General features: G+C 50.2%; 21 protein-coding genes. 15 read left to right on the top strand and 6 right to left on the bottom strand.

All coding sequences use genetic code 11. From position 1 onward, the window contains the following. Nucleotides 1-52: 52 nt before the first annotated feature. The 3 genes from gdhA to trxA all read right to left on the bottom strand — a co-directional run bounded on the left by gdhA (nucleotide 53) and on the right by trxA (nucleotide 3,267). On the bottom strand, nucleotides 53-1,393 hold the full coding sequence (gdhA, locus tag ACLO87_RS10415; RefSeq protein WP_430223625.1) for an NADP-specific glutamate dehydrogenase: 1,341 nt from the start codon (nucleotides 1,391-1,393) through the stop codon (nucleotides 53-55). A 211-nt stretch (nucleotides 1,394-1,604) separates the two neighbouring features. After that, the gene (rho, locus tag ACLO87_RS10410) at nucleotides 1,605-2,861 is read right to left on the bottom strand and encodes a transcription termination factor Rho (RefSeq protein WP_135864940.1); all 1,257 of its coding nucleotides are present in this window, start codon (nucleotides 2,859-2,861) and stop codon (nucleotides 1,605-1,607) included. Nucleotides 2,862-2,940: 79 nt separating this feature from the next. After that, entirely contained in the window at nucleotides 2,941-3,267 is a 327-nt protein-coding gene (trxA, locus tag ACLO87_RS10405) for a thioredoxin TrxA (protein WP_135864938.1), read from the bottom strand. Between the two features lie 229 nt (nucleotides 3,268-3,496). On the opposite strand from trxA, the gene ACLO87_RS10400 reads away from it, so the two are divergent. The 9 genes from ACLO87_RS10400 (at nucleotide 3,497) to ACLO87_RS10360 (ending at nucleotide 14,191) form a co-directional block, all read left to right on the top strand. Then, nucleotides 3,497-5,464 carry a DNA topoisomerase IV subunit B gene (locus ACLO87_RS10400; protein ID WP_135864936.1) on the top strand — a complete coding sequence of 656 codons (1,968 nt, stop codon included), beginning with the start codon at nucleotides 3,497-3,499 and terminating at the stop codon, nucleotides 5,462-5,464. 37 nt (nucleotides 5,465-5,501) lie between these two features. Further along, on the top strand, nucleotides 5,502-7,823 hold the full coding sequence (gene parC / locus ACLO87_RS10395; protein ID WP_430223747.1) for a DNA topoisomerase IV subunit A: 2,322 nt from the start codon (nucleotides 5,502-5,504) through the stop codon (nucleotides 7,821-7,823). A 21-nt stretch (nucleotides 7,824-7,844) separates the two neighbouring features. Further along, entirely contained in the window at nucleotides 7,845-8,873 is a 1,029-nt protein-coding gene (locus ACLO87_RS10390; RefSeq protein WP_430223624.1) for a CDP-6-deoxy-delta-3,4-glucoseen reductase, read from the top strand. A 50-nt stretch (nucleotides 8,874-8,923) separates the two neighbouring features. Further along, nucleotides 8,924-10,177, top strand: a complete 1,254-nt coding sequence (locus ACLO87_RS10385; protein WP_430223623.1) for a D-amino acid dehydrogenase — start codon at nucleotides 8,924-8,926, stop codon at nucleotides 10,175-10,177. Nucleotides 10,178-10,184: 7 nt separating this feature from the next. Then, complete coding sequence (locus ACLO87_RS10380) at nucleotides 10,185-11,477, top strand: extracellular solute-binding protein (protein ID WP_135864929.1); 1,293 nt, start codon at nucleotides 10,185-10,187, stop codon at nucleotides 11,475-11,477. 98 nt (nucleotides 11,478-11,575) lie between these two features. After that, nucleotides 11,576-12,691 carry a TcpQ domain-containing protein gene (locus ACLO87_RS10375; RefSeq protein WP_430223622.1) on the top strand — a complete coding sequence of 372 codons (1,116 nt, stop codon included), beginning with the start codon at nucleotides 11,576-11,578 and terminating at the stop codon, nucleotides 12,689-12,691. Nucleotides 12,692-12,693: 2 nt separating this feature from the next. Then, nucleotides 12,694-12,900: a hypothetical protein gene (locus ACLO87_RS10370; protein WP_430223621.1), complete on the top strand. Its 207-nt coding sequence runs from the start codon at nucleotides 12,694-12,696 to the stop codon at nucleotides 12,898-12,900. Between the two features lie 132 nt (nucleotides 12,901-13,032). Beyond that, on the top strand, nucleotides 13,033-13,611 hold the full coding sequence (locus tag ACLO87_RS10365; protein WP_135862967.1) for an NUDIX domain-containing protein: 579 nt from the start codon (nucleotides 13,033-13,035) through the stop codon (nucleotides 13,609-13,611). Nucleotides 13,612-13,693: 82 nt separating this feature from the next. Next, nucleotides 13,694-14,191, top strand: coding sequence for a hypothetical protein (locus ACLO87_RS10360; protein WP_430223620.1), 498 nt, complete (start codon nucleotides 13,694-13,696; stop codon nucleotides 14,189-14,191). Between the two features lie 49 nt (nucleotides 14,192-14,240). Here the strand turns inward: ACLO87_RS10360 and gph are convergent, their stop codons facing one another. The 3 genes from gph to ompA all read right to left on the bottom strand — a co-directional run bounded on the left by gph (nucleotide 14,241) and on the right by ompA (nucleotide 16,333). Beyond that, entirely contained in the window at nucleotides 14,241-14,915 is a 675-nt protein-coding gene (gph, locus tag ACLO87_RS10355) for a phosphoglycolate phosphatase (RefSeq protein WP_430223619.1), read from the bottom strand. Between the two features lie 8 nt (nucleotides 14,916-14,923). Next, nucleotides 14,924-15,640, bottom strand: a complete 717-nt coding sequence (gene ubiG / locus ACLO87_RS10350) for a bifunctional 2-polyprenyl-6-hydroxyphenol methylase/3-demethylubiquinol 3-O-methyltransferase UbiG (RefSeq protein ID WP_135862973.1) — start codon at nucleotides 15,638-15,640, stop codon at nucleotides 14,924-14,926. Nucleotides 15,641-15,739: 99 nt separating this feature from the next. Next, nucleotides 15,740-16,333: an outer membrane protein OmpA gene (gene ompA / locus ACLO87_RS10345; protein WP_135862975.1), complete on the bottom strand. Its 594-nt coding sequence runs from the start codon at nucleotides 16,331-16,333 to the stop codon at nucleotides 15,740-15,742. A 405-nt stretch (nucleotides 16,334-16,738) separates the two neighbouring features. Here ompA and gyrA point away from each other — a divergent pair, with 405 nt between their 5' ends. Genes gyrA through cmk form a run of 6 tightly spaced genes read left to right on the top strand, consistent with a single transcriptional unit; the run spans nucleotide 16,739 to nucleotide 24,527 of the window. After that, nucleotides 16,739-19,444, top strand: a complete 2,706-nt coding sequence (gyrA, locus tag ACLO87_RS10340) for a DNA gyrase subunit A (protein WP_135862977.1) — start codon at nucleotides 16,739-16,741, stop codon at nucleotides 19,442-19,444. A 9-nt stretch (nucleotides 19,445-19,453) separates the two neighbouring features. Further along, entirely contained in the window at nucleotides 19,454-20,566 is a 1,113-nt protein-coding gene (serC, locus tag ACLO87_RS10335) for a 3-phosphoserine/phosphohydroxythreonine transaminase (RefSeq protein ID WP_430223618.1), read from the top strand. Further along, nucleotides 20,559-21,644 (top strand): prephenate dehydratase, encoded by a 1,086-nt coding sequence (gene pheA / locus ACLO87_RS10330; RefSeq protein WP_430223617.1) that lies wholly within the window; start codon nucleotides 20,559-20,561, stop codon nucleotides 21,642-21,644. The genes serC and pheA overlap by 8 nt, the downstream gene beginning before the upstream one ends. A gap of 11 nt (nucleotides 21,645-21,655) precedes the next feature. Then, entirely contained in the window at nucleotides 21,656-22,558 is a 903-nt protein-coding gene (locus ACLO87_RS10325) for a prephenate dehydrogenase (RefSeq protein WP_135862982.1), read from the top strand. Further along, a complete protein-coding gene (gene aroA, locus ACLO87_RS10320) occupies nucleotides 22,555-23,874 on the top strand; it encodes a 3-phosphoshikimate 1-carboxyvinyltransferase (protein ID WP_430223616.1) in 1,320 nt (439 codons plus the stop codon). The genes ACLO87_RS10325 and aroA overlap by 4 nt, the downstream gene beginning before the upstream one ends. After that, a complete protein-coding gene (gene cmk, locus ACLO87_RS10315; protein WP_135862986.1) occupies nucleotides 23,871-24,527 on the top strand; it encodes a (d)CMP kinase in 657 nt (218 codons plus the stop codon). The genes aroA and cmk overlap by 4 nt, the downstream gene beginning before the upstream one ends. The last annotated feature ends 36 nt before the right edge of the window (nucleotides 24,528-24,563 follow it).

Here is a 24,563-nt window from a genome sequence, read left to right as displayed (position 1 = left end):
GGGGCATAAAAAAGGGGCCTAGGCCCCTTTTTATTGATAGAACGTATAAGGATTAATATACACCTTGTTGGAGTATCGCATCCGCCACCTTTACAAAGCCGGCAATGTTAGCGCCGTCTACATAGTTAATAAATTGAGCCTGCTTACCATGCTGTACGCAGTTTTCATGAATAGCATGCATGATTTGGTGCAATTTCTGGTCAACAGCTTCTTGTGTCCAGAATAAACGTTGCGAGCTCTGGCTCATTTCCAGTCCGGATACGGCTACGCCGCCTGCGTTACTGGCTTTACCTGGTGCGTAGAGAATCTTAGCTTCTAAGAACAGTTCTACTGCGTCCAATGTGGATGGCATGTTGGCACCTTCGGCCACACAACGCACACCGTTGGACAGCAAGACGCGAGCATCGTGTGCATCCAGTTCGTTTTGTGTTGCACATGGCAGGGCAACATCAACGGGAACTTCCCAAGGACGTTTACCAGCAATGTACTTAATCCCGACTTCTTTGGCGTAATCTTCTACGCAGCCTTGGCTCTGGCAGCGTATCGCCATCAAGCGTTGCAGTTTCTCGGGTGTGAAACCGTCTGGGTCATAGGCATAACCTTTTGAGTCAGAGACCGTTACGACCTTAGCGCCTAAGTGTATACATTTTTCAATGGCGTATTGAGCCACGTTACCTGAACCGGATACTGACACGGTTAGGCCTTCTAGAGCCATGCTTTGGCGTTTCAGCATTTCTTGAACGAAATACACCAAGCCATAACCAGTTGCTTCTGGGCGAATCAAGCTGCCACCAAAACTGATGCCGCGGCCAGTAAAGACGCAGGCAGTGTTGTTGGAAAGTTTTTTCATCATCCCGGACATATAGCCCACTTCACGGCCACCTACACCAATATCGCCTGCAGGCACGTCTGTGTCTGGGCCAATATGGCGGTAGAGCTCGGTTACCAGCGCTTGGCAGAAGCGCATGATTTCGTTCTCAGAGCGGTGTTTAGGATCGAAGTCAGACCCGCCTTTAGCACCACCCATAGGCAGGGTTGTGAGGGCGTTTTTAAAGGTTTGCTCGAAAGCCAGGAACTTAAGGATGGAGAGGTTTACTGAAGGGTGAAAACGCATGCCACCTTTGAAGGGGCCTAGGGCGCTGCTGTGCTGGATGCGGAAAGCCCTATTAGTTTCGGTTTGACCTTGGTCATTGACCCAAGATACACGGAACTGTATCGCGCGTTCAGGTTCAACCAAACGTTCCAGCAATCCTTGTTTTGCATACTGCGGATTCTGCTGGATGAATGGCCACAAACTGCCCATGACCTCAGCGACTGCCTGCATGAACTCAGGCTGGTGTGGGTCACGGGCGCGTACAGAATCGAGGAACTGCTCTAGACTAGAAAATTTCATAACTACTCTGCAAAAATAGGGGCTGGCATGAGGGAAGCAAGATACACCTGTGGTGAGGCCTGCCATCAGGCCCGCCTATGCCAGTGCAGAGTTAAACCGTAGAACGGTTTTATCCCAGAAAAGTCAGGGAAGCAGGGTCTGAATGCCCGCAGTTTCCAGCCCAGGCCGGAAAGAAAATAAGCCTCACAATGGAGGCTTATTTATTCTATGCTTATTTTTTCATCATATCGAAAAATTCTGCATTTGTTTTTGTGGCGCGAATCTTGTCGAGGATGAATTCCATCGCTTCCACCTCATCCATGTCATGGATGAATTTGCGCAGTACCCATACTTTCTGCAGCAAATCTGGCTTGATCAGCAGCTCTTCGCGGCGTGTGCCAGACTTGTTCAGATTGATAGCAGGATACATACGACGCTCAGCCAAACGGCGCTCCAAGTGGATCTCAGAGTTACCAGTACCCTTGAATTCCTCGTAGATCACCTCATCCATACGGCTGCCGGTTTCGATCAGCGCAGTACCAATAATGGTCAGAGAACCGCCTTCTTCTAAGTTACGTGCTGCACCGAAGAAGCGCTTAGGACGTTGCAGGGCATTAGCATCCACACCACCTGTCAGTACCTTGCCAGAAGCAGGCACAACGGTGTTGTATGCACGCGCCAATCTAGTGATGGAGTCCAGCAAAATCACTACGTCTTTTTTCAGTTCAACCAAACGTTTGGCTTTTTCGATCACCATCTCAGCCACTTGAACGTGGCGAGTTGCAGGTTCGTCGAAAGTGGACGCTACAACTTCACCACGAACGGTGCGTTGCATTTCGGTCACTTCTTCAGGACGCTCATCTACCAGAAGCACGATCAGCGTGGCTTCAGGGTAGTTGGTGGTGATGGCGTGAGCCATGTGCTGCATCATCACGGTTTTACCGGATTTAGGGCTAGCAACGATCAGGGCACGCTGGCCTTTACCAATAGGGGCAAAGATATCCAGGATACGGCCAGTGATGTTTTCTTCACTTTTGATCTCACGCTCCAAACGCATAGGCTGGTTTGGGTGCAGAGGAGTGAGGTTTTCAAACATGATGCGATGTTTGATGGCCTCTGGCTGCATGCCGTTAACCTTGTCGACTTTGACTAGCGCAAAATAGCGCTCGCCGTCTTTAGGCGTACGCACTTCACCTTCAATGGAGTCACCAGTATGCAGATTGAAACGGCGAATCTGAGAAGGGGAAATGTAAATGTCGTCAGTGCTGGCAAGGTAGGAGGTTTCTGGCGAACGCAGAAAACCAAAACCATCAGGCAGGACTTCTAATACGCCATCGCCGAAAATTTGTTCGCCTTTTTTGGCGTGTTTTTTCATGATGGCAAACATCAATTCTTGTTTGCGCAGGCGGTTAGCGTTGTCGATTTCCAGGCTGGCAGCCATTTCCAGCAACTGCGAAACATGCAGCGCTTTGAGTTCGTTGAGGTGCATGAGAGGAAAAGAAGGGGTTCAATCAATGATGGCGGGCCAAAGAATCGCAGGCCCGCGCATGATCAGAGTTGGACACAAGTTATAGGGAGTCGTTGAGAAACGTATTCAGTTGTGAGCGGTTCAGTGCGCCCACTTTAGTTTGTGTGGCTTCGCCATTTTTGAACAACATCAAAGTGGGGATGCCACGAATGCCATAAGAGGCAGCAATGTCAGGGTTTTCGTCAACGTTGACTTTGGCAATGATAACACGGCCTTTGAACTCTTCAGCAGCTTCTTCCAGCAAGGGGGCAATCGCTTTACAAGGCCCACACCATGCAGCCCAGTAGTCTACCAGTACAGGAAGATCGGCGTTCAACACATCCGAGTCAAAAGAGGCATCAGTAACGTGTTTGATGGAATCACTCATGAGAATTACAGTTTTAGTAAGAAAAATAGAGAATCTGCAGCCTGATAAGGCCTCATGGCAGTATGGTAGTCTAGCTTTGGAATGAGGGCAGATAGGCTGTCGCATTTTGACAGCAGAGCCAGGTGCAGCGCATTTACATTGTAGTGGTAGTTTAGCGTGTTGTGCGAGTCCTGTTTTGGCTTTTTGGCGCAACTCCGTAAAATACTTTTTATTTTTAATCCTGCTAGAGATGACTTTGGCCACTTCTAATTACGATGAACGTTCCATTCAGGTCCTAAAAGGCCTAGAACCTGTGCGACAACGACCCGGGATGTACACACGTACGGACTGTCCCCTGCACATTATTCAAGAGGTGATTGATAATGCCGCAGACGAGGCGTTGGCTGGGTTAGCATCTTTAATACGGGTTCGGTTGCACGCGGATGGTAGCGTTTCCGTAGAAGATAATGGACGCGGTATTCCGGTAGGACTGCACCCCGAAGAACATGCGCCGGTGGTTGAGTTGGTTTTCACCCGTTTGCATGCTGGGGGTAAATTCAATAAAAAAGATGGTGGTGCTTATGCCTTCTCCGGCGGTTTGCACGGGGTTGGTGTATCAGTAACCAATGCGTTGTCTACGCGTCTGGAAGTAGACGTGAAGCGTGAGGGTCTGCAGCATCGCATCGTATTTTCCGAAGGCGAAGTTATTATCCCGCTAGCGGAAATTGCCAAGGTGCCCAAAAAGCATAGCGGTACGTTGGTGCGTGTATGGCCGGATGCCAAATATTTTGATAGTGCAACCATTCCTCTGAATGAGTTGATGCACGTGCTGCGCAGCAAAGCGGTATTGCTAGGTGGCGTGTTGGTTGAACTCATCAACGAAAAAACCGGCGAAACCCATAGCTGGCAATACCAAAATGGGTTACGTAGCTATTTGCAGGAAACCCTAGATACCACCGAATTCTTGGTGCCGTTGTTCGAAGCACAGCAGTATGCTGAAGCCGATGATGACAACTACTCCGAAGGCGAGGGTGCGCATTGGGTAGTGGCATGGACAGCAGAAGGGAACGTGGTACGTGAATCCTTCGTGAACCTGATTCCTACTCCAGCTGGTGGTACTCACGAGGCAGGGTTACGCGATGGTTTATACCAAGCAGTGAAAAACTTTGCTGAACTGCACAGCTTGATTCCCAAAGGCGTGCGTTTGCTGCCTGAAGACGTATTTGCACGCGTGAGCTTTGTGTTGTCGGCCAAAATTCTGGATCCACAATTCCAAGGCCAAATTAAAGAGAAACTAAATAGCCGCGATGCTGTGAGATTAATCAGCGGCTTTGTACGTAATGCCTTAGAGCTTAAGCTGCATGCTGATGTAGAAATGGCGAAGAAATTGGCTGAGTTTGCCATTCGCCATGCGCAAGCGCGAGTACGCTCGTTGCAAAAGGTAGAAAAACGTAAAAGTTCTGGTGTGGCAGTATTGCCCGGCAAGCTGACCGATTGCGAATCTACCGATAACGCGAGAACTGAGCTGTTCTTGGTAGAGGGTGACTCCGCTGGTGGTTCAGCCAAAATGGGTCGTGATAAGTCCTTCCAAGCGATTTTGCCTTTACGCGGTAAAGTGCTGAACTCGTGGGAAGTGGATAAAGACCGCTTGTTTGCCAACCAAGAAATTCATGATGTGTCTGTTGCCATTGGCGTAGACCCTCATGTGCCAGGCGATACAGTGGATTTGTCGGGCCTACGTTATGGCAAAGTGTGTATTTTGTCGGATGCGGACGTGGATGGCTCACACATTCAGGTGTTGTTGTTGACGCTGTTCTTCCGTCACTTCCCCAAACTGATAGAGGCCGGTCATATCTATGTGGCACGACCACCGCTGTTCAGGCTAGATGTGCCTGCCGTGGGTAAACGTGCTGCGCGTAAAATTTATTGTTTGGATCAAAAGGAACTGGATGTTGCGCAGGAAAAACTGCGAGCAGAAGGTGTCAAAGAAAGCAGTTGGGCGATTAGCCGCTTTAAAGGCTTGGGCGAGATGAGTGCCGAGCAATTGTGGGATACCACCATGAACCCCGATACGCGTCGCCTAATGCCAGTCAGTTATGGTGATTTGGGCAAACAGGGCACCGAGACACTCTTTACCATGCTGATGGGTAAGGGCGAGTCTTCACAGCGTCGAAGCTGGTTGGAGACCAAAGGGAATTTAGCTGAGTTGGATGTGTAATCACGCCTGCTTTCATTTAACGAATTGACGAGTAAACATCATGGATTCTCAGCAACCAGGGCTATTTGATCAGAGTAGCAATGATGACAGCTTGAGCTTGGGCCTGTATGCAGAACAGGCCTATTTGGATTATGCAGTGTCTGTAGTACGTGGGCGAGCATTGCCTGACGTGTCTGATGGTCAGAAACCTGTACAACGACGCATTTTATATGCCATGCAAGCTATGGGCTTGGCGGCAGGTGCTAAGCCGGTGAAGTCCGCTCGTGTGGTGGGTGATGTATTGGGTAAGTACCACCCTCACGGTGACCAAGCTGCTTACGATGCCATGGTACGTATGGCGCAAGATTTCAGCTTGCGTTACCCCTTGATCGACGGTCAAGGTAACTTTGGTTCACGCGACGGTGATAACGCAGCCGCGATGCGATACACCGAAGCACGGTTAACGCCATTTGCCAAAGTGCTGTTGGATGAATTGGGTGAAGGCACAGTAGATTTCATCCCTAACTACGATGGTTCGCAAAAAGAGCCATTGTTGCTGCCGGCGCGTTTGCCGGTAGTGCTGCTAAACGGCGCGTCTGGTATTGCGGTGGGGATGGCAACCGATATTCCGCCACATAATTTGCGTGAAGTGACGCAAGCATGCGTAGAGCTAATCCGTGATCCCCAACTGCCTGACGAGACCTTAGCAGAGCTGATTCCAGGCCCAGATTTCCCAGGTGGCGGCCAAATTATTTCCAGTCGCCAAGAGCTTAGCCAAATCTACGCATCAGGTCGTGGCAGCATCAAAGTGCGCGCTCGCTGGACCATAGAAGAAATGGCCAGAGGCCAATGGCAGTTGGTAGTCACCGAGCTGCCTCCCGGAGCATCCGCACAAAAAATTCTGGAAGAAATCGAAGACCGCACTAACCCTAAAGTGCGTACTGGTCGCAAGGCATTGAGCAACGAGCAGCAGCAAACCAAAGCATTGTTGCTGGGCTTGTTAGATGCGGTACGTGATGAGTCGGGCAAAGATGCCCCTGTGCGTTTGGTGTTTGAGCCTAAGAGCAGTCGTGTGGATAGGCAAGAGTTCATCAACACGCTGTTGGCGCACACAAGCATGGAATGCAATCAGACCATTAACCTGGTGAGCATCGGTATTGATGGACGCCCAGGTCAACGGTCAGTGCGTCAAATGCTGGAAGAGTGGTTGCAATACCGTCATCAGACCTTGTTGCGTCGTACACGTTACCGCTTAGACAAAGTCGAAGATAGAATCCACGTGCTAGAAGGTCGCATGGTGGTGTATCTGGACGTAGATGCCGTCATTAAAACCATTCGCGAAGCCGATGAGCCTAAAGAAGCGCTGATGGAAACCTTCAAGTTGTCAGAGCGTCAGGCTGAAGACATTCTTGAAATGCGCTTGCGTCAATTAGCCAGATTGGAAGGCTTCAAGATTGAACAAGAGCTTGCCAAGCAACGTGAAGAGCAAGCGGGCTTGCAAAAACTATTGGATAACCCAGCAGCCTTCAAACGCATGATGATCAAAGAGTTGGAAACCGACGCCCAAACGTATGGCGACGACCGACGCACGATCATCGAAGAAGCCGAGCGCGCTGTCTTAGAGAACAAGGTGCTAGACGAGCCTGTGACCGTGATTGTGTCTAACAAAGGTTGGATGCGCCGACGTCAGGGGCATGGTCACGATAATGACGGGGTGGCCTTCAAAACGGGCGATAGCTTCTATGCTGCGTTTGAGTGCCGTAGTACCGATGATTTGATCGCCCTAGGTACGGATGGGCGCTGCTACACCATTCCTGTGGCCAACTTGCCGTCTGGCAGAGGGGATGGACAACCCATTACCGCCTTAGCGGATATTAGTGCTGCGGCACCGGCCAAACACATGTTGGTAGCGGCTGAGAAAACGCAGTATCTGTTGGGGGCGCAAAGTGCTTATGGCTTTATCTGCGCACTCACCGACATGACGTCACGTCAGCGTGCCGGTAAACAGTTTATGACTGTGGCGGAAGGGGATACACTCATGCCTCCGCTGTTGCTGCGCGATGATGACACAGCTGTTGCGCTATTAAGTGCCAAAGGGCGCTTTATGGTGGTGGATAGAGAAGAATTGCGGGTGCTATCGTCCGGTGGACGGGGTACGATGTTAATGACGCTGGATGACGATGATCATTTAGCGCAGTGGGTAGCTGTGGGCCCTCAAGGTATACGTTTGTCGGGTATTTACCGACGCAAAGAAAGTACCGAGGATCTAGATTGGGCCGCGCTGGAGCCTTACCGTGCCAAACGAGCACGTAAAGGTCGCCTGTTAGACAGTAAAATTGCTGAACCTACGCTCAGCACCCTACGTGAAATAACGACTTAAATAGTGATAAGTGAAGACAAAATGAAGGTAACCGTACAACCCTCAGGGCTGGAGTTCCCGGTAGAAGCCGGACAGAATTTGTTGGACGCAGCAATTGCTGCCAAGATTTTGCTGCCATATAGCTGTAAAAGTGGCACTTGCTCTACCTGTAAGGCTAAGGTCATTGAAGGGGAGTACGAGGCAGGCAGCGCTCCAGAGAAAATCTTAGAACCAGCTGAATTAGAAGCCGGTTTCACGTTGATGTGCCAAGTGCGTCCACAGTCCGATATGGTGATTGAATCCCTACAGGCTCAGAAGCTAGGGGATATACAAATCCGCAAAATGCCATCGCGCGTAGCAGGCTTAGAGCGTGTGAGCGATGATGTCATGATTGTGAAGCTGCAACTGCCAGCTAGCGATCCGTTCAAGTTTTATGCGGGTCAGTATTTGGAATTCATTCTGAAAGATGGCCGTCGACGCAGCTACTCCATGGCTAATCCGCCAAACGAACAAAACTTGGTGGAATTGCATATTCGTCATATGCCAGGTGGTGCCTTCACAGATCACGTGTTCGGTGCTGGCGCTACACAGATGAAAGAGCGTGAAATCCTGCGTGCTGAAGCACCGTTGGGTTCATTCTTCCTGCGTGAAGACAGTGACAAGCCTATTGTGTTGTTAGCCAGTGGTACTGGTTTTGCACCGATTAAGGCAATTGTTGAGCACATGCAGCAAAAAGGTATTTCCCGCGAAGTGCGTTTGTACTGGGGCGGACGCAGACCTAAAGACTTGTACATGATGGAGTTGGCTCAGGAATGGTCGCAAACTATGGCGAACTTCCAATTCATTCCTGTGATCTCAGACGCTCAGAAAGACGATGAGTGGTTTGGCCGCACCGGTTTTGTGCATCAGGCTGTGATGGCTGACTTGCCGGATATGTCTGGTTGGGAAGTCTATGCATGTGGTGCTCCTGCAATGGTAGAGAGCGCTCGTAAAGATTTTAGTGAACAGTGCAAGCTGCCTGACGCCGAGTTTTATGCGGATGCATTTACCTCAGAAGCCGACGCCTTGTAAGTAACAGGTGAAAGCAGTGACGTGTTTACAGCCATGAAAAGGGTAGGGCCATGAAAATCGCTGTGTTAGGAAGTGGAACGCTAGGAGTGGCTACGGCCTGGTGGCTGCATCAAGATGGGCACGAAGTCGTGGTGATGGATAGGCAGCCCGGGGCAGCGCTAGAGTGTTCTCGTGCTAACGGCGGACAAATATCAGTGTCTTACGCAGAGCCGTGGGCGAATCCTAAAGCGCCTTGGCGTTTGGCTCGATGGTTGTTTAAAGATGATGCGCCACTATGGTTTAAGCCGTCACTGGATCCAAAGCAATGGATGTGGGGCCTGCGTTTCCTTTGGGAGTGTCAGCCTAAGCGTTTTGAGCCTAACGTCAAAGCATTGTTGCGCTTGGCAGAGTACAGTCGTCAGGTATTACAAGACATGCGCCAATCAGTGGCTGTGGATTACCACTGCTTGGAAAAAGGCATTCTGAGTTTTTACCGCGACGAACGTAGTTTCGATGAAGCGCAAGAAATGGCGGATGTGATGCGTAATTTTGGCATCGATAGACGTATCCTGAGCGCAGAAGAGGTAGTGGCATTGGTGCCGGCGTTAAAAGGTATCAAGCACAATATTGCGGGTGGTGATTTTCACCCTGAGGACGAGTCAGGTGATGCGTATGAGTGGACCACACAGTTGGCTGCTCATTTGGAAAGCAGTGGCGTGACATTCCAGTACAACACCCATGTGACACGATTGTGCACTGAGCAGGGTAAAGTACAGCATCTAGAAATTATCGATGCAGAAGGGGAGTACCAACACGTAGCCGTAGACGCAGTAGTGGTGGCGTTGGGGGCGCATTCTGCAGCGCTGTTATCGCCTCTGGGTATTAGCTGCCCTGTGTATCCAGCTAAAGGGTACTCGGCTTCTTTTGAGATCAAAGAGGCCAGCGCCATTCCTGATATTAGCCTTACCGATTCGGCTCAAAAAATGGCGTATACTCGTTTAGGTAACACCTTGCGTATGGCGGGAACCGCGGAGTTAAGCGGCTACTCTCGGGCTCTGAATGGCAAAAGATGCTTGGCAATGGTTAAGCAAGCTCAAGAGTTATTCCCAAATGCGCTTGATTTTGATAATGTTCAGTTTTGGTCGGGGTTGCGTCCAGCTACTCCATCCAATATTCCCCTAATCGGACGCACTGAAGTACGTAACCTGTATCTCAATACCGGACATGGTACGTTAGGTTGGACTCTTGGGGCCGGTTCTGGCAAAGCGTTGGCTGACCTAATCGCGGGCAGACAACCCGAAGCGGAATTTCCTTTTTTGCGCTAGGCGTTTCATGGAAAAAACATTTTTTTCTTCAGCTGTTTCAGGCCGTTTGACGGCTATTGCATTTTTGATGACTGCTACCTCCGCAGCGTCTGCTGCGACGGATATCCAGGTCTGGCACGCCTTGCCAGAATACAATAAAGTCGTTTTTGAAGAGCTGGTCCGCAACTACAACCGTAGCCAGGACGATGTACGCGTCAATTTGCGTGCATTCGAGAGTGAAGATCAGTTGGATACAGCTTTGCAGGCTGATTCCAGCAAACCTAATCTATTCCAAATGGGTGAAACCTCTGGTCTGGATGATGTAGCGCAGCGCTCTTATGTGCAGCCTATGCATGCTTTGCTGACTAAAGCGTCTGCAGGCAACCAGCGCTGGTTCTTGCCTGCAGCAAATAACTTCATGCATGACACGCGTGGTCGTATGTTGGCCTTGCCGCTCATGGCAGAAATTCCTGTGATGTTCTATAACATCGACGCGTTCAAACGCGCAGGTTTAGAGCCTACACAACCACAACGTGTATGGCAGGGGCTGCAGGATCAGTTGGTGACCTTAGCCAACAATGGTTCTCGTCGCTGTCCATTGACCTCTGACCAACCCGTTTCCATTAACTTGGAAAACTTGGCAGCGGTAAACAAGCAATTCTACGCAGGTGATAACAACAGCCGACGTGGTTTTGACTTTGATATTCTGTATGTCCGTCACTTGTCCACCATGATTAGTTGGGTACGTAGCGAATTGATGGTGAAGCCTGAGTTTGGCCCACAATCGGTAGATCGCTTTCAAGGTGGTGAGTGTGCCGTATTGCTGTCTAACTCTGGCAATATCGGAAGATTAAATGCTCAGCGTGGTTTGAATTACGCTGTGACAGGTTTGCCATACTACCCACAAGTTACTGCACAACCAGGCAATCCATTTGTGTCTGGTTCTGGTTTCTGGGCAAGCAAAGGCAAGTCTAACGATGAAGACAAAGCTAGCGCACAATTTGTGAACTGGCTGGCTTCTGATGATGTCGCGCAAAAATGGTACGAGTCCACAGGCTACTTGCCTCTGACTCAAGCTGCATACGCGAAAACAGAGCCTTCCTACTACGAAAATCTGGGTGACTGGAAAGCGCTGGTAGATGTGTACGAGAGAAATCCTGAAAATACGACTCGTGGTTTCCGGGTCAACAATTACCATCAAATCCGTGCCATGTTTAATCTGACACTGGAAGATGCTTTGGATGGTAAAACTCCTGCTGTTGCAGCATTGCGTGTAGCAGCAGAGGAAGCGAATAAGATTGCGAATGCTAGACCACGCTAAGTTGGTCCATAGGCAATCATAGCTCTAGTTCTACTAGGTTAAATCGCCCAAGATAGCACCCAACTCTAACGGTTGGGTGCTTTTTTATTGGGCGAATTATGAGGCAAGGTATCGCATGTGTGTTGGTATGCAGTCAGCTTGCGGGGTGTGCTGCACCAAATAATGGTTCATGGTGGGATGGCTGGGGCTATTTAGCATCGGCAGAGGCAGAGCATCAGTTTGATTTTTCTTGGGGGTTGACTGGTAGCGACCAGTTGGCACCACTGCAAGTGTTTAGTAATGCGAAACAGGTGTGGTTGCAGTTTCCTAGTGGCAGCTATTTGCCCGCATTATTTACGTTACGTCGTGATGGGGCATTGGTTTCCGTGCAGGCACAGCCACAGGGCATCTATCACGTTGTAAACGAATCGGTGGATGTGCTACTACTACGCAGAGGGGCAGAGGAAGTGTGGGCGTATAGAACAGTTTCCAAGCCGCTATTGTTGAGCTATTTGCACAAGCAGCAAACGCTACTGCAGCGGGAGAGAACTAGGCAGGCTACAGCGCAGCCAGCTCAGCCCTATTCAGATGCTGCGTTACGTCATGCAACGCTCATAGAGCCTGTTCAGGCGCAGGGGTATGTCAACACACCATCACAGTCAGAAAAGCAGTCACGTCTTGGTTCTGAGGCTCATGCAAGGGCTTTGCCTGTGCTGACTCCACATCTAGGTTCTAATAAGCACTATGTAAAGAATGGGCCTTCTTCAAAAACTACGCCTTTTCAGGCTAGGCAGGAACCTGCAGCAAGAGTGATTCATGGCGAGAGGCAGTCAAGTGCACTTTCTGAGCCAGTCAGTGCAACGCTAACTCAAGGTGGCGAGAGGACAGGGGAGCAGGCTGTGGATGCTAAATCGTCGCCTTCATCAGCTTCAGCGCAGCAACCGAGTGTATTTGCCTCATTGACTAGCGATAAGAGTCTTAAACAACTCATACAGCGTTGGGCCCATGATGCCGCATGGGTTTTTAATGATGAGCATTGGGCGGTAAGTGTAGAGATTCCGTTAAGTGGTCCATTCACTCAGCAAGGAAATTTTCCGGATGTGGTGCAACAAGTATTGCTCAGCACACAGTTGAGTGACTACCCTTTGCGGCCGTGTTTCTACAGCAATAACGTGCTGAGAGTTATTCCTTTTGAAGAATCCTGCCTAGCGCTACGGGCATTGCGAGGAGATTAATAATGCGGCGTTATATGTATGGTGTGGCGGGTGTGGTGATGAATGTATTACTAGCAGGATGTGCGCTGACGGTGCCTAAGCATGAGACAACTCCACCGGTAGAGCTAGGAGCGTTTTACACCTCATATTCCAAACAAGATATCTTCGTGCCCTTGCCGTGGGTGGTTGGGGATGCACAAATGCCTACAGATAACCAGCAACGCAAATAGGTAGACGATGTGCTTGCGGTGGAGACTGCAAAGATATTTCTCGTTAGGTACATAATCTCTGCAATTGAAAACGGTATAGTGATGGGGGGCGTCGCGTAGACGCTAGTACATATTCTGGTAATGGAAAATACAATGACTCAACCGACTACGACGGATCAAGACGCTGAATTTACGCATTTAACTGAAGAGTTGCTGGAAAGCACAACGCTGCATGAAGGAAGCTTCATCACACTGAAACGAGACACTGTACGTTTGCCTGATGGTGGGCAAAGCACTCGTGACTATGTAGTGCATCCAGGGGCTGTGGTGGTGATTCCATTGCTGGATAACGGACATGTACTGTTAGAGCGCCAATATCGTCATCCCGTAGGGCAAGTCATGATTGAGCTTCCTGCTGGCAAACTGGATTCAGGCGAGGATCCATTTGTATGTGGCCAACGTGAGCTGTTAGAAGAAACTGGTTACACCGCCAGTGAATGGCATTTGGCGGGGAAAATCCATCTGGCTATAGGCTATTCAAACGAAGTGCTCTACGCTTACTTTGCTACAGGTCTACAAGCCGGTACACGACAACTAGATGATGGCGAATTTCTAGATGTGTTCAGCATGCCTGTAGAGGAGTTTTTAGAGGCGTGCAAAGATGGTCGTATTACTGATGCGAAAACCTTATCCTGCGCCTTTTGGTTAGCTGATAAATGGCAAAATAGCTAAATAATAATCAAAAAAGGTCGTTATGATGCCGTACCGCTTCACATAGCGGTACGGCATTTTTGTGTGTTAACTAGAGGTTTTTATGCCTATTTCTTCGCTGTTGGCGGTGTCTGCGACGGTGCTGGATCATAATCGTAGTGAGGCAGCATCGTTGCCTCAACAAGAACGCATGTTGGATGGAACTCTATCAGCATCTGCGGTACAGCCTATTGGTGAAAGTGTGCGTATTAGCATTTCAGCTGAGGCATTGAATGCAGCAGCTAAACATCAAAAAGCAGAGCAAAATAAAAATGCAGATATAGACGACAGCGACCTACCCGATACGATGAAGGGACTACTGAAACGTATACGCGAGTTACGTGAGCAGTTAGAGCAAAAGCAGCTAGAGCTTCAGCAGGTTATGGCGGATCAGAAACTGTCTGAGAGTGAGAAAGAGCAGAAGGTGTCTAGGCTACAGGGAGAGGTGGCGGCGTTGAGTGGCGCAGTAGCATCTGCGATGCAGGATCTGGATGATCTGATGAACAGCAAGAATATTTCTGCAGATCAGAAGAAAACAGCAGGCTTCTTGTTAATGAAGTAGCGGTATATACACTAAGCGCCTGTGAGATCAGGCGCTTAGGTGGTGTGCTTTAGGCTTTGCTGCCCCATTCTTGCAACTGTTGCAGTAGTTCTTCGGGGCTGTTAGCAATGGCATCAGCACCCCAGGTGGGGACAGTGTCGTCGTCTTTACAGTACCCGTAGGCAGCAACAATGGTGGGCATACCAGCGGCTTTACCTGCTTGTATATCACGTAGGTCATCGCCCACATAAATACACTGTTCAGGCGCGATGCCGTAGGTGCTGGTAGCCAGAAGCAGAGATGCGGGGTTGGGTTTAAGATAAGGGGTGCTATCGCCTCCGACTAATACCTTACACTCCACATCTAGCTCAAATTTAGCCATGATAGGGCGTGTTAAGCCTATGGCTTTATTGGTCACAATACCCCAAGGCAAATTGTTCTGTTTAAGGCCTGCCAGCATAGCGTCTACGCCGTTAAACAGATGACTCAGCGTGGTGATGTCTTCAGCATAGTAGTCCAAGAACTGTTGGCGTACTACGAGGTAATCAGGATGTTCGGTATCTAACCCTAAGCCTGTGCCTAATAGGCCACGAGCGCCGTGTGAGGCAACTGGACGCAGCAGTTCATAAGGGAGTGGGGGTAGATTGCGGTCGTGGCGCAGGCGGTTTACAGCCGCAGCCAAATCAGGTGCTGAATCTACCAGCGTGCCATCAAAATCAAACAGTACAAGCTTAGACGTTGCCATGTTGCTACTTATGCTTCCTTGCGTGTGGCAAGTAGATAGTTGACGGAAGTGTTACGTGACAGCCAGTAGTGCTGTGAGAGCGGGTTGTACTCTAAGCCACGCAAGTCCATATTGCTCAAACCGGCTTCACGTGCACTGCGTGCCAGCTCATGTGGTTTGATAAATGTGGAGTAAGAGTGCGTACCTGCGGGTAGCAGTTTGAGTATGTACTCAGCCCCTACGATCGCAAACAAGAAAGATTTGGGATTGCGGTTAAGGGTGGAGAAAAACACCCAACCACCGGGGCGAACCAGAGTAGAGCAGGCTTGAATAATCGAAGCGGGATCAGGTACGTGCTCCAGCATTTCCATGCAGGTAACTACGTCGTATTGGCCAGCGGCTTCCGCAGCGTGAGCTTCGGCACTGATCATTTGGTAGTTCACGGGTACACCGCTTTCTAAGCTGTGTAAGCGCGCTACTTTAAGTGATTTTTCAGCCAAATCAATGCCGGTTACATCAGCATTGTGGGTAGCCATGGCTTCAGTCAGAATGCCACCGCCACAGCCAACATCCAGAACTTTTTTCCCTGCCAGCGGGCCGGTGTGTTCCAGAATCCACGATAAGCGCAGAGGGTTGATCGCGTGTAGTGGTTTGAATTCGCTGGTGGGGTCCCACCATTTAGAGGCCAAAGCACTGAATTTTTCTATTTCTGCGGGATCTACGTTAACGCTGTTTAGTGTGCTCATAGGAAATACGGTGATAGCAAAGAAAAAGGCCCCGCAAAATGCGGAGCCTTTAGTATAGCCTGTTTAGACTCTGTCGTAAGACAGATGGCTACGTGTGGATTACTGATTACGCAGACCCACGATTTCCAGCTCAACGCGACGGTTTTCGGCACGGCCAGCAGCTGTTTTGTTTGTAGCAACTGGATCGGCTTTACCTTTACCTTCTGTGTAGATCAGGTCAGCAGGAATACCTTTGCTGATCAGGTAATCTTTAACAGTTTGGGCACGGCGTTGTGACAGTTTCAAGTTGTAAGCATCAGTACCGATGGAGTCTGTGTAACCCACGGCGATGATAGCTTCCAGTTGCAGGCCACGAACTTGTTCAGCAACTTGATCCAGAACCTGACGGCCTTCTGGTTTCAGGTTGTATTTGTCGAAGTTAAAGAATGTGTCTGCGCTCAGAACAACTTTAGTAGTTGTAGGAGCAACAACTGGGGCTTCTGCTTGAGCAACTGGTACGCCGTCACAACCAGGAATACCTGTTGCTGGTGTCCAGAATGCATCACGCCAGCACAGTTCGTTCGTGCCGTTCATCCATACGTTGCCGAATGGATTTTGCCAGTTGTTAACTTCGCCAGTTTGTGCCGACACAGTACCTGTGGCTGTGGCTGCCGCAAAGGCGAGTGCAAGTGCGATTTTGGAGGTTTTGTTCATGTTTCTCCTCGTTTAAGCTAATGCCTGTTAAGTGACCGCAGCGAACTCCCGCCGCTTATATGTAACGGAACCAGTATATGCAAGACTACGCATGATGCCTAGTATTAAGCCCTGTTTCACGCTTGTTAGCTGGAATCTTAAGTCATTTGTAGGCCTTAAGTTAAGCGCGTTTTAGGCATAAACGCCTGATGAGGGTAATAAATGCATATATGCTCAAAATCTGTTGGGTTTGGGCAACAAGAGGGCAAGTTTGGGCTGAGTAAAGTCTGACGAAGGGTCAAAGTCAATCGTCTGTGACGAATATCGAGCCCAATTCCATATAGGGGCTCAGTAAGTGCTAGAATTTCTTATTCGACCGAGAACGGCCAGCTTCTTGCTTAACTTATATCTATAAAGACCTTTCATATGGATTCCTTTGCTAAGGAGACTCTTCCAATATCTCTGGAAGAGGAAATGCGTCGCAGCTATCTTGATTATGCAATGAGCGTAATTGTTGGACGTGCTCTGCCTGATGTGCGTGATGGTTTGAAACCAGTGCATAGGCGAGTACTGTTTGCGATGCACGAGCTCAACAACGACTGGAACCGCGCTTACAAGAAATCCGCCCGTATTGTGGGGGACGTGATTGGTAAGTATCACCCTCACGGTGATTCGGCTGTGTACGACACGATTGTGCGGTTGGCGCAGGACTTCTCCATGCGCTATATGTTGGTAGATGGGCAGGGTAACTTCGGCTCCATCGATGGTGATAGCGCGGCGGCGATGCGTTATACCGAAATCCGACTGGCAAAAATTGCCCACGAGATTCTGGCTGATATAGACCAAGAAACCGTGGATTTCATCCCTAACTACGACGGTAGCGAGCAAGAGCCTGCGCTGCTGCCTTCCCGTTTGCCTAACCTGTTGGTAAACGGTAGCTCCGGTATTGCGGTAGGGATGGCGACGAATATTCCTCCTCATAACTTGGGTGAAGTTGTAGAGGGATGTTTGTACTGCCTGAAAAATCCAGAGTGTACGGTAGACGACCTACTGGATTACATCCCTGCTCCTGATTTCCCTACGGGCGGCATTATCTACGGTATGTCTGGTGTGCGTGAAGGTTATCGCACAGGCCGTGGTCGTGTGGTGATGCGTGCACGCGCACACTTTGAAGACATTGAGCGTAGCAATGGCCGTCAGGCGATTGTGATCGATGCCTTGCCATATCAGGTCAACAAGAAATCGTTGCAAGAACGTATTGCTGACTTGGTTAACGACAAGAAAATTGAAGGTATCTCTGATATTCGTGATGAGTCCGATAAAGACGGTATGCGTCTGGTTATCGAACTTAAACGTGGTGAGGTGCCCGAGGTTATTCTGAATAACCTCTACAAGAACACACAGTTGCAAGAAACCTTCGGTATGAACATGGTGGCTCTGGTAGATGGCCAGCCACGCTTGTTGAACCTGAAGCAACTGGTGGAGTACTTCTTGATGCACCGTCGCGAAGTGGTGACACGTCGCACAGTGTTCCAACTGCGTAAAGCTCGCGAACGTGGCCATATTCTGGAAGGTTTGGCGGTTGCGCTGGCGAATATCGATGAGTTCATTCGCATTATTCGTGCAGCACCTACACCACCTGTGGCTCGTGAAGAGTTGATGTCCCGCACTTGGGATGCCACCTTGGTGCGTGACATGTTGTCGCGTGCTGATGACAGTGGTGTGCCTGGTGGGCGTGCTGCGTACCGTCCTGATAATCTGTCTGCTCGCTTTGGCTTGCAAAATGATGGTCAGTATCGTTTGAGCGAAGTGCAGGCTCAGGAAATCCTGAACATGCGCTTGCAACGTTTGACTGGTCTGGAGCAAGACAAGATTGTCGACGAATACCGCGAAATCATGGCGCGTATTGCCGACTTGCTGGATATCTTGTCCCGTCCTGAGCGTGTGACTGAAATTATTTCCAACGAGCTGTTGCAGCTTAAAGAAGAGTTCTCCCGTACCGATAAAGATGCACGTCGCTCTGAAATCGAGCACAACGCTACCGAGCTAGACACCGAAGACTTGATCACGCCAATGGATATGGTGGTGACCTTGTCGCATGCGGGCTATGTGAAGAGTCAGCCGTTGTCTGAGTACCGTGCGCAACGTCGTGGTGGTCGAGGCAAGGTTGCTACGACTATGCGCGAAGACGACTGGGTAGATCAGTTGTTCGTGGCTAATACACACGACGTGTTGTTGTGCTTCTCGGATCATGGGCGTTTGTACTGGCTGAAAGTATGGGAAGTGCCACAGGGTTCTCGTAACTCCAGAGGCCGCCCAATCGTGAATATGTTCCCGTTGGTTGACGACGAGAAAATCACAGCCGTATTGTCCATTAAAGAGTTTAGTGACGATCAGTTTGTCTTCATGGCTACCTCCAGAGGTACAGTGAAGAAAACACCGTTGTCGCATTTCTCCAATCCACGTAAAGCCGGCATTATTGCGGTTGATCTGGACGAGGGCGACTTCTTGATTGGCGCTCAGCTCACTGATGGTAAGCATGATGTGATGTTGTTCTCCGATGCAGGTAAAGCAGTGCGCTTTGATGAGGGTGATGTACGTCCTATGGGGCGTACAGCACGTGGCGTACGCGGTATGCGTCTAGAGGACGGTCAGAACGTGATTTCCTTGCTGGTGGCCGACCCTGAGGGTGCCGAGCCACAAGAAGGCGAAGAAGCTGAACGCGTATCGGTACTGACGGCTACTGCTAACGGTTACGGTAAACGTACTGCACTGGAAGAGTACACACGTCACGGTCGTGGCACCAAAGGCATGATCGCCATCCAATGTTCTGCCCGCAATGGCGACTTAGTTGGTGCGGTGTTGGTGAAAGAAAGTGACGAGTTGATGTTGATCACCAACTCTGGTGTGGTGGTTCGTACACGAGTAGATGAAATTCGTGAAATGGGCCGCTCCACTCAGGGTGTCACATTGATTAGCGTCGACGAAGAGAGCAAATTGTCAGGTGTCTACCGCATTCTTGAAACAGATGACGTAGAGGCTGATGAAGAAAGTGACGAAACGGTTGATGCTGCAGGATCAACCGAAACAGGGGATACCTCGTCTTTAGCTGCTGATGAAGGGAATGAATAGAGAGAGTCAATGATGCGTCCGTGGAATTTTTCAGCGGGTCCTTCCGTCTTGCCGGTGGAAGTACTAGAACGTGCAGCAGCAGAAATGCTGGATTGGCAGGGCAGTGGCATGTCCGTTATGGAGATGAGCCACCGCGGTAAAGAGTTTATGCAGATTCTGCAAGAAGCCGAGGCTGATTTGCGTGATTTGCTGCAAGTGCCCGAGGACTACGCCGTTCTGTTTACGCAGGGTGGTGCACAGGCCCAAAATGCCATCGTTCCTATGAACTTGTTAGGGCTGAAACCCGGACGCAAAGCGGACTATATCGTCTCTGGTAACTGGTCATCTAAGGCGCAGCAAGATGCGACTCAGTTTGGTCATATCAATGTGGCAGCTAGCTCTGCGGCCGCTGCTAAAATTGATGGCCGTGAGTACAAACCTTTTGCGTGGTTCCCTGCTGTGGATACGTGGCATTTGCAGTCTGATGCCTCGTATATCCACGTCTGCAGTAACGAGACTATTGGTGGGGTGGAACACAATGAGTGGCCACGTTTTGACGTGCCTCTGGTGGTGGATGCCTCGTCTAACCTGTTGTCTCGACCGTTTAATTTCGACAGCATTGATATGCTGTACGCTGGTGCGCAGAAAAATGCGGGCCCAGCAGGTTTGACGCTGGTGGTGATTCGTAAAGAGTTGTTGGGTGCGGCAGATGCTATTTGCCCACACGTATTCAACTACGAGCTGTTAGCGGCTAACCAATCCATGGTGAATACTCCGGCTACCTACTCCATTTACATTGCTGGTTTGGTCTACAAATGGCTGAAACAACAAGGTGGTGTAGACAGCATCGAGAAAGCCAATATCGTTAAGGCGGAAACCTTGTACGGTTACTTGGATCAATCCTCCTTCTACGTAAATGGCGTACAAACCTGCGATCGTTCACGTATGAACGTGCCGTTCCAGTTGCATGATGCCGCATTGGATTCTGTGTTCTTGGCTGAAGCCGACAAACAAGGTTTGTTGCAGTTGAAAGGGCATAAGAGTGTTGGTGGCATGCGTGCTTCTATTTACAACGCTATGCCTTTAGAAGGTGTGCAAGCCTTGGTGGCCTTCATGAAGGAGTTCGAGCAGCGTCATGGCTAAAACTTTGCAAGAACAGTTAGCGCCGTGGCGTGCCGAAATCGACCGCATTGATGAAAGTATCCTGGCACTGCTCAATGAGCGTGCTCAGGCTGCCTTGGCAGTGGGTAAGGTTAAGCAGAACTACGACGCCGAAGATGCCATCTTGAAGCCTGAGCGTGAAGCCATGATTGTGCGTCGCTTGCAAGGGGTGAATAAAGGGCCGTTTACTGCAGAATCCGTACAAGCCGTGTGGGGGCAGATTATTTCTGCCTGCCGTGGTTTGGAAAGCGTGCTGCGCGTGGCCTGTTTAGGCCCCCAGGGTTCGTTCTCTGAGCAAGCGGGTTACGAACACTTCGGACATTTCATCAGCAACGTTTATTGCGACAGCTTTGATGAAGTGTTCCGCTCGGTAGAGGCAGGGCAAGCCGATGTGGGTATCGTGCCAGTGGAAAACTCCACAGAAGGTGCTGTTAACCGTACATTGGATTTGCTGCTGAACTCACCGCTGAAAGTGTTGGGTGAGCATTCGGTGAATATTCATCACAACTTGCTGACGAAAAGTGGCAATCTGGATGGTGTGACCAAAGTAATGGCCCACCCTCAAGCATTGGCACAATGTCAGTCCTGGTTGATGCGTAACCATCCTGAACTTAGCCGTGAGCCTGCTTCCAGCAATGCTGAGGCTGCACGATTGGCCTCTGAGCACGATGATGTGGCTGCTATTGCGAGCATTTCTGCTGCGATGGTGTGGGGGTTGTCGGTAGTAGAAAAAGGTATACAGGACGATCCGCATAACCGCACCCGTTTTCTGACTATTGGCAACATAGAGCCTTTGGCTAGCGGTAGAGATAAAACTAGCATTATTCTGGCTGTGCCTAATAAATCAGGTGCGGTATATGACATGCTGTCGCCATTGGCTAAGCATGGTGTTTCCATGACTCGCTTGGAGTCGCGTCCTGCACGTACAGGTCAATGGGAATACTATTTTTATGTGGATCTGCAAGGCCATAAAGATGAGCCAGCCATGCAGCAAGCCTTGGCTGAGCTGAAGCAAACAGTGGCTTTCTTCAAAATATTGGGTTCTTACCCAGCACAATAAAGAGAGCAGGTATGGAGAGAGGGGAGGCGACTGTTGGCTACATGGCGCAACTAGGTACGCTGGCGATTGTGGGGCCTGGGTTAATAGGCGGCTCAGTGGCAGCAGCGTTGCGCAAGCAGTATCCCAATATGCGTATTCTGGGTACGGGTCGCAACCCTCAAAGTGTGCAGGTAGCTAAAGAGCTAGGTCTTGTAGACGAAGTGGTAAGTCTAGAAGAGTGCGCACAACAAGCGGATCTGATCTTGCTGACCATGCCAGTAGGTGCGACGGAGTCGGTGCTACGTGCACTGGAACCGCACCTGCAACCGCATACCGTTGTCACGGATGCGGGTAGTACAAAAATGAATGTAGTGCAGGCGGCACGTCAGGCGCTGGGTGACAAAATTGCCCAGTTCGTACCGGGGCACCCTATTGCAGGGGCTGAGAAGGTAGGGCCGCAGGCTGCAACAGCCGAACTTTATCAAGGCCGTAACGTCATTTTGACTCCCTTAGATGAAAACCCTGAGTCGTTTCGCAATAAAGTGGTGGCGCTATGGAAGGCGTGTGGTGCACGAGTCCTATTAATGCTACCTGATGTGCACGATAGGGTATTGGCATCGGTGAGCCATGTACCCCATTTTTTATCATCAGTATTTATGTGGCAGGTGGCTATGGCACCTGATGCTGACTCACGCTTCGCTGTGGCGGGTAGTGGTTTTAGGGATTTCACCCGTATCGCTGCTGGCTCATCTGAGGTGTGGCGAGATATTTTCTTAGCTAACCGCGAAGCCGTATTACAAGAATTGGAAGAGGTGCAGCAAGCATTTGCTCAAGCAGAGCAAGCGTTGCGCAACGAGGATGGGGCGGCTCTAGAGGACTTCCTCGAGCGTGCTGCGTTGGCTCGCCGGCTGTGGGCGGGTAGGAGTGGATTATGAGTAGAACAGAGAATCTGGTCTTGACGCCAGTGAAGCAGGCGCAAGGTACAGTGACATTGCCCGGGTCAAAAAGCATTTCGAATCGTGCGTTACTGTTAGCTGCGCTGGCAGAAGGTGAAACACGCTTATTCGGTTTGCTGGAGTCCGATGACACCAAAGTGATGAAAGCGGCATTGCGCCAGATGGGTGTGAGCGTAGAGGAGTCTGACAGCGCATTAGTTGTGCGTGGTCAAATGCCTTTTACGCACCTCAAGGGCGATTTCTTTTTGGGCAACGCCGGTACGGCTTTCAGATCTTTAACCGCGGCCTTGGCGTTCATGGGTGGAGAGTTCACCTTGAGCGGTATTCCCCGTATGCATGAGCGTCCTATTGGTGACTTGGTGGACGCATTGCGTAGCGCTGGTGCTGATGTGCGCTACTTGGGTAACGAAGGCTACCCACCTTTGGCTATAGGTAAAGGGGCATTGCGCGCTGAAAACTGCATACGCGTTAAAGGCAATGTATCCAGCCAGTACTTAACAGCATTGCTGATGGCGGCGCCATTGTGGACGGCAGTGCATCAGCAGCCGTTGCACATAGAGGTAGAAGGCGTGCTGATTTCGCAGCCTTATATCGCCATTACCTTGGCGATGATGCAAGACTTTGGTGTTTCGGTTCAGCATGAGGCATGGCAGCGTTTTACCGTGCCAGCCGATGCGCACTATGTGTCGCCAGGTGACTTTCAAGTAGAGGGCGATGCGTCTTCTGCCTCTTACTTTTTGGCATTAGGTGCAATTGGTGGTGGGCCACTGCGCATTGAAGGCGTGGGCTCAGCATCTACCCAAGGTGATGTGGACTTCGCTAAGGTCATTCAAGCCATGGGCGCAGAGGTGCGCTTTGAAGCGCATGCAATGGAAGTGCGTGGCGTGCAAGTGGCGAATGGACAGCGTTTAAAAGCCTTTGATTTGGATTTTAATGTAATTCCTGATGCGGCAATGACAGCGGCGGCGTTGGCAATGTTTGCGGATGGTCCGTGTACTTTACGGAATATTGCCTCGTGGCGTGTCAAAGAAACGGATCGTATTCATGCCATGCACACAGAGCTGCAGAAGTTGGGTGCTCAGGTAGAGTCGGGGCCTGATTGGCTAACCGTATGGCCCATCGCAGAAGGAGGGTGGCAGTACGCTGATATAGATACCTACGATGATCACCGTATCGCTATGTGTTTTTCGCTGGCAGCATTTTCTCCTGTGGGCGTGAATATCCTCGACCCAGACTGCGTGAGCAAAACTTTCCCCGATTATTTTTCAGTCTTTAACCGTTTGGTGAGCGCGTGAGTGTAGTACCCGTAATTACTATTGATGGCCCTACCGCTTCAGGTAAGGGCACTATTACGAGCCAAGTTGCGCAAGCGCTGGGTTGGCATGTGCTGGATAGCGGTGCGCTGTATAGATTGACAGCGCTGTCTGCGCTGCAAAAAAACGTGTCCTTAGATGACGAAGCGGCTGTGGCTGATGTGGCGCTGCATTTGGATGTGAGCTTTGGCGAGCAAGGTGCGGTGTTAGAAGGTCAGCTGGTGGCTGATGCGATACGCGCAGAAGACGTGGGCAATGCGGCATCCAAAATTGCGGCGTACCCTCGATTGCGTGAGGCGTTGCTACAGCGTCAGCGTAGTTTCAGGGTGATGCCGGGGCTGGTCGCTGATGGTCGCGATATGGGCACCGTAGTTTTCACTGATGCACCCTTAAAGATTTTTCTTGTGGCGGATGTCCGAATCCGAGCCGAGAGGCGCTACAAACAGTTGATGGAAAAAGGAATTTCTGCTAGTCTTACGAGTCTTTTGGAAGATTTGCAGGCACGCGATTTGCGGGATACCACCCGAGCGAGTGCTCCGCTAGTTGCTGCGGCAGATGCTGTCACCATTGATTCTTCACACTTAAGTATTGAAGAAACTGTGGCGAAAGTGTTGGCGCTTTGGCAACGTTCCTGATTGGTGCTGGCTGTTAGTAACGTCAGCGTTTTACAA

The sequence above is a fragment of the Paenalcaligenes sp. Me52 genome (genome assembly GCF_050487965.1).
Lineage (GTDB): Bacteria > Pseudomonadota > Gammaproteobacteria > Burkholderiales > Burkholderiaceae_B > Paenalcaligenes.
The sequence above is the reverse complement of the archived record's forward strand: the minus strand, read 5'-3'. Positions and strand labels throughout refer to the sequence as shown.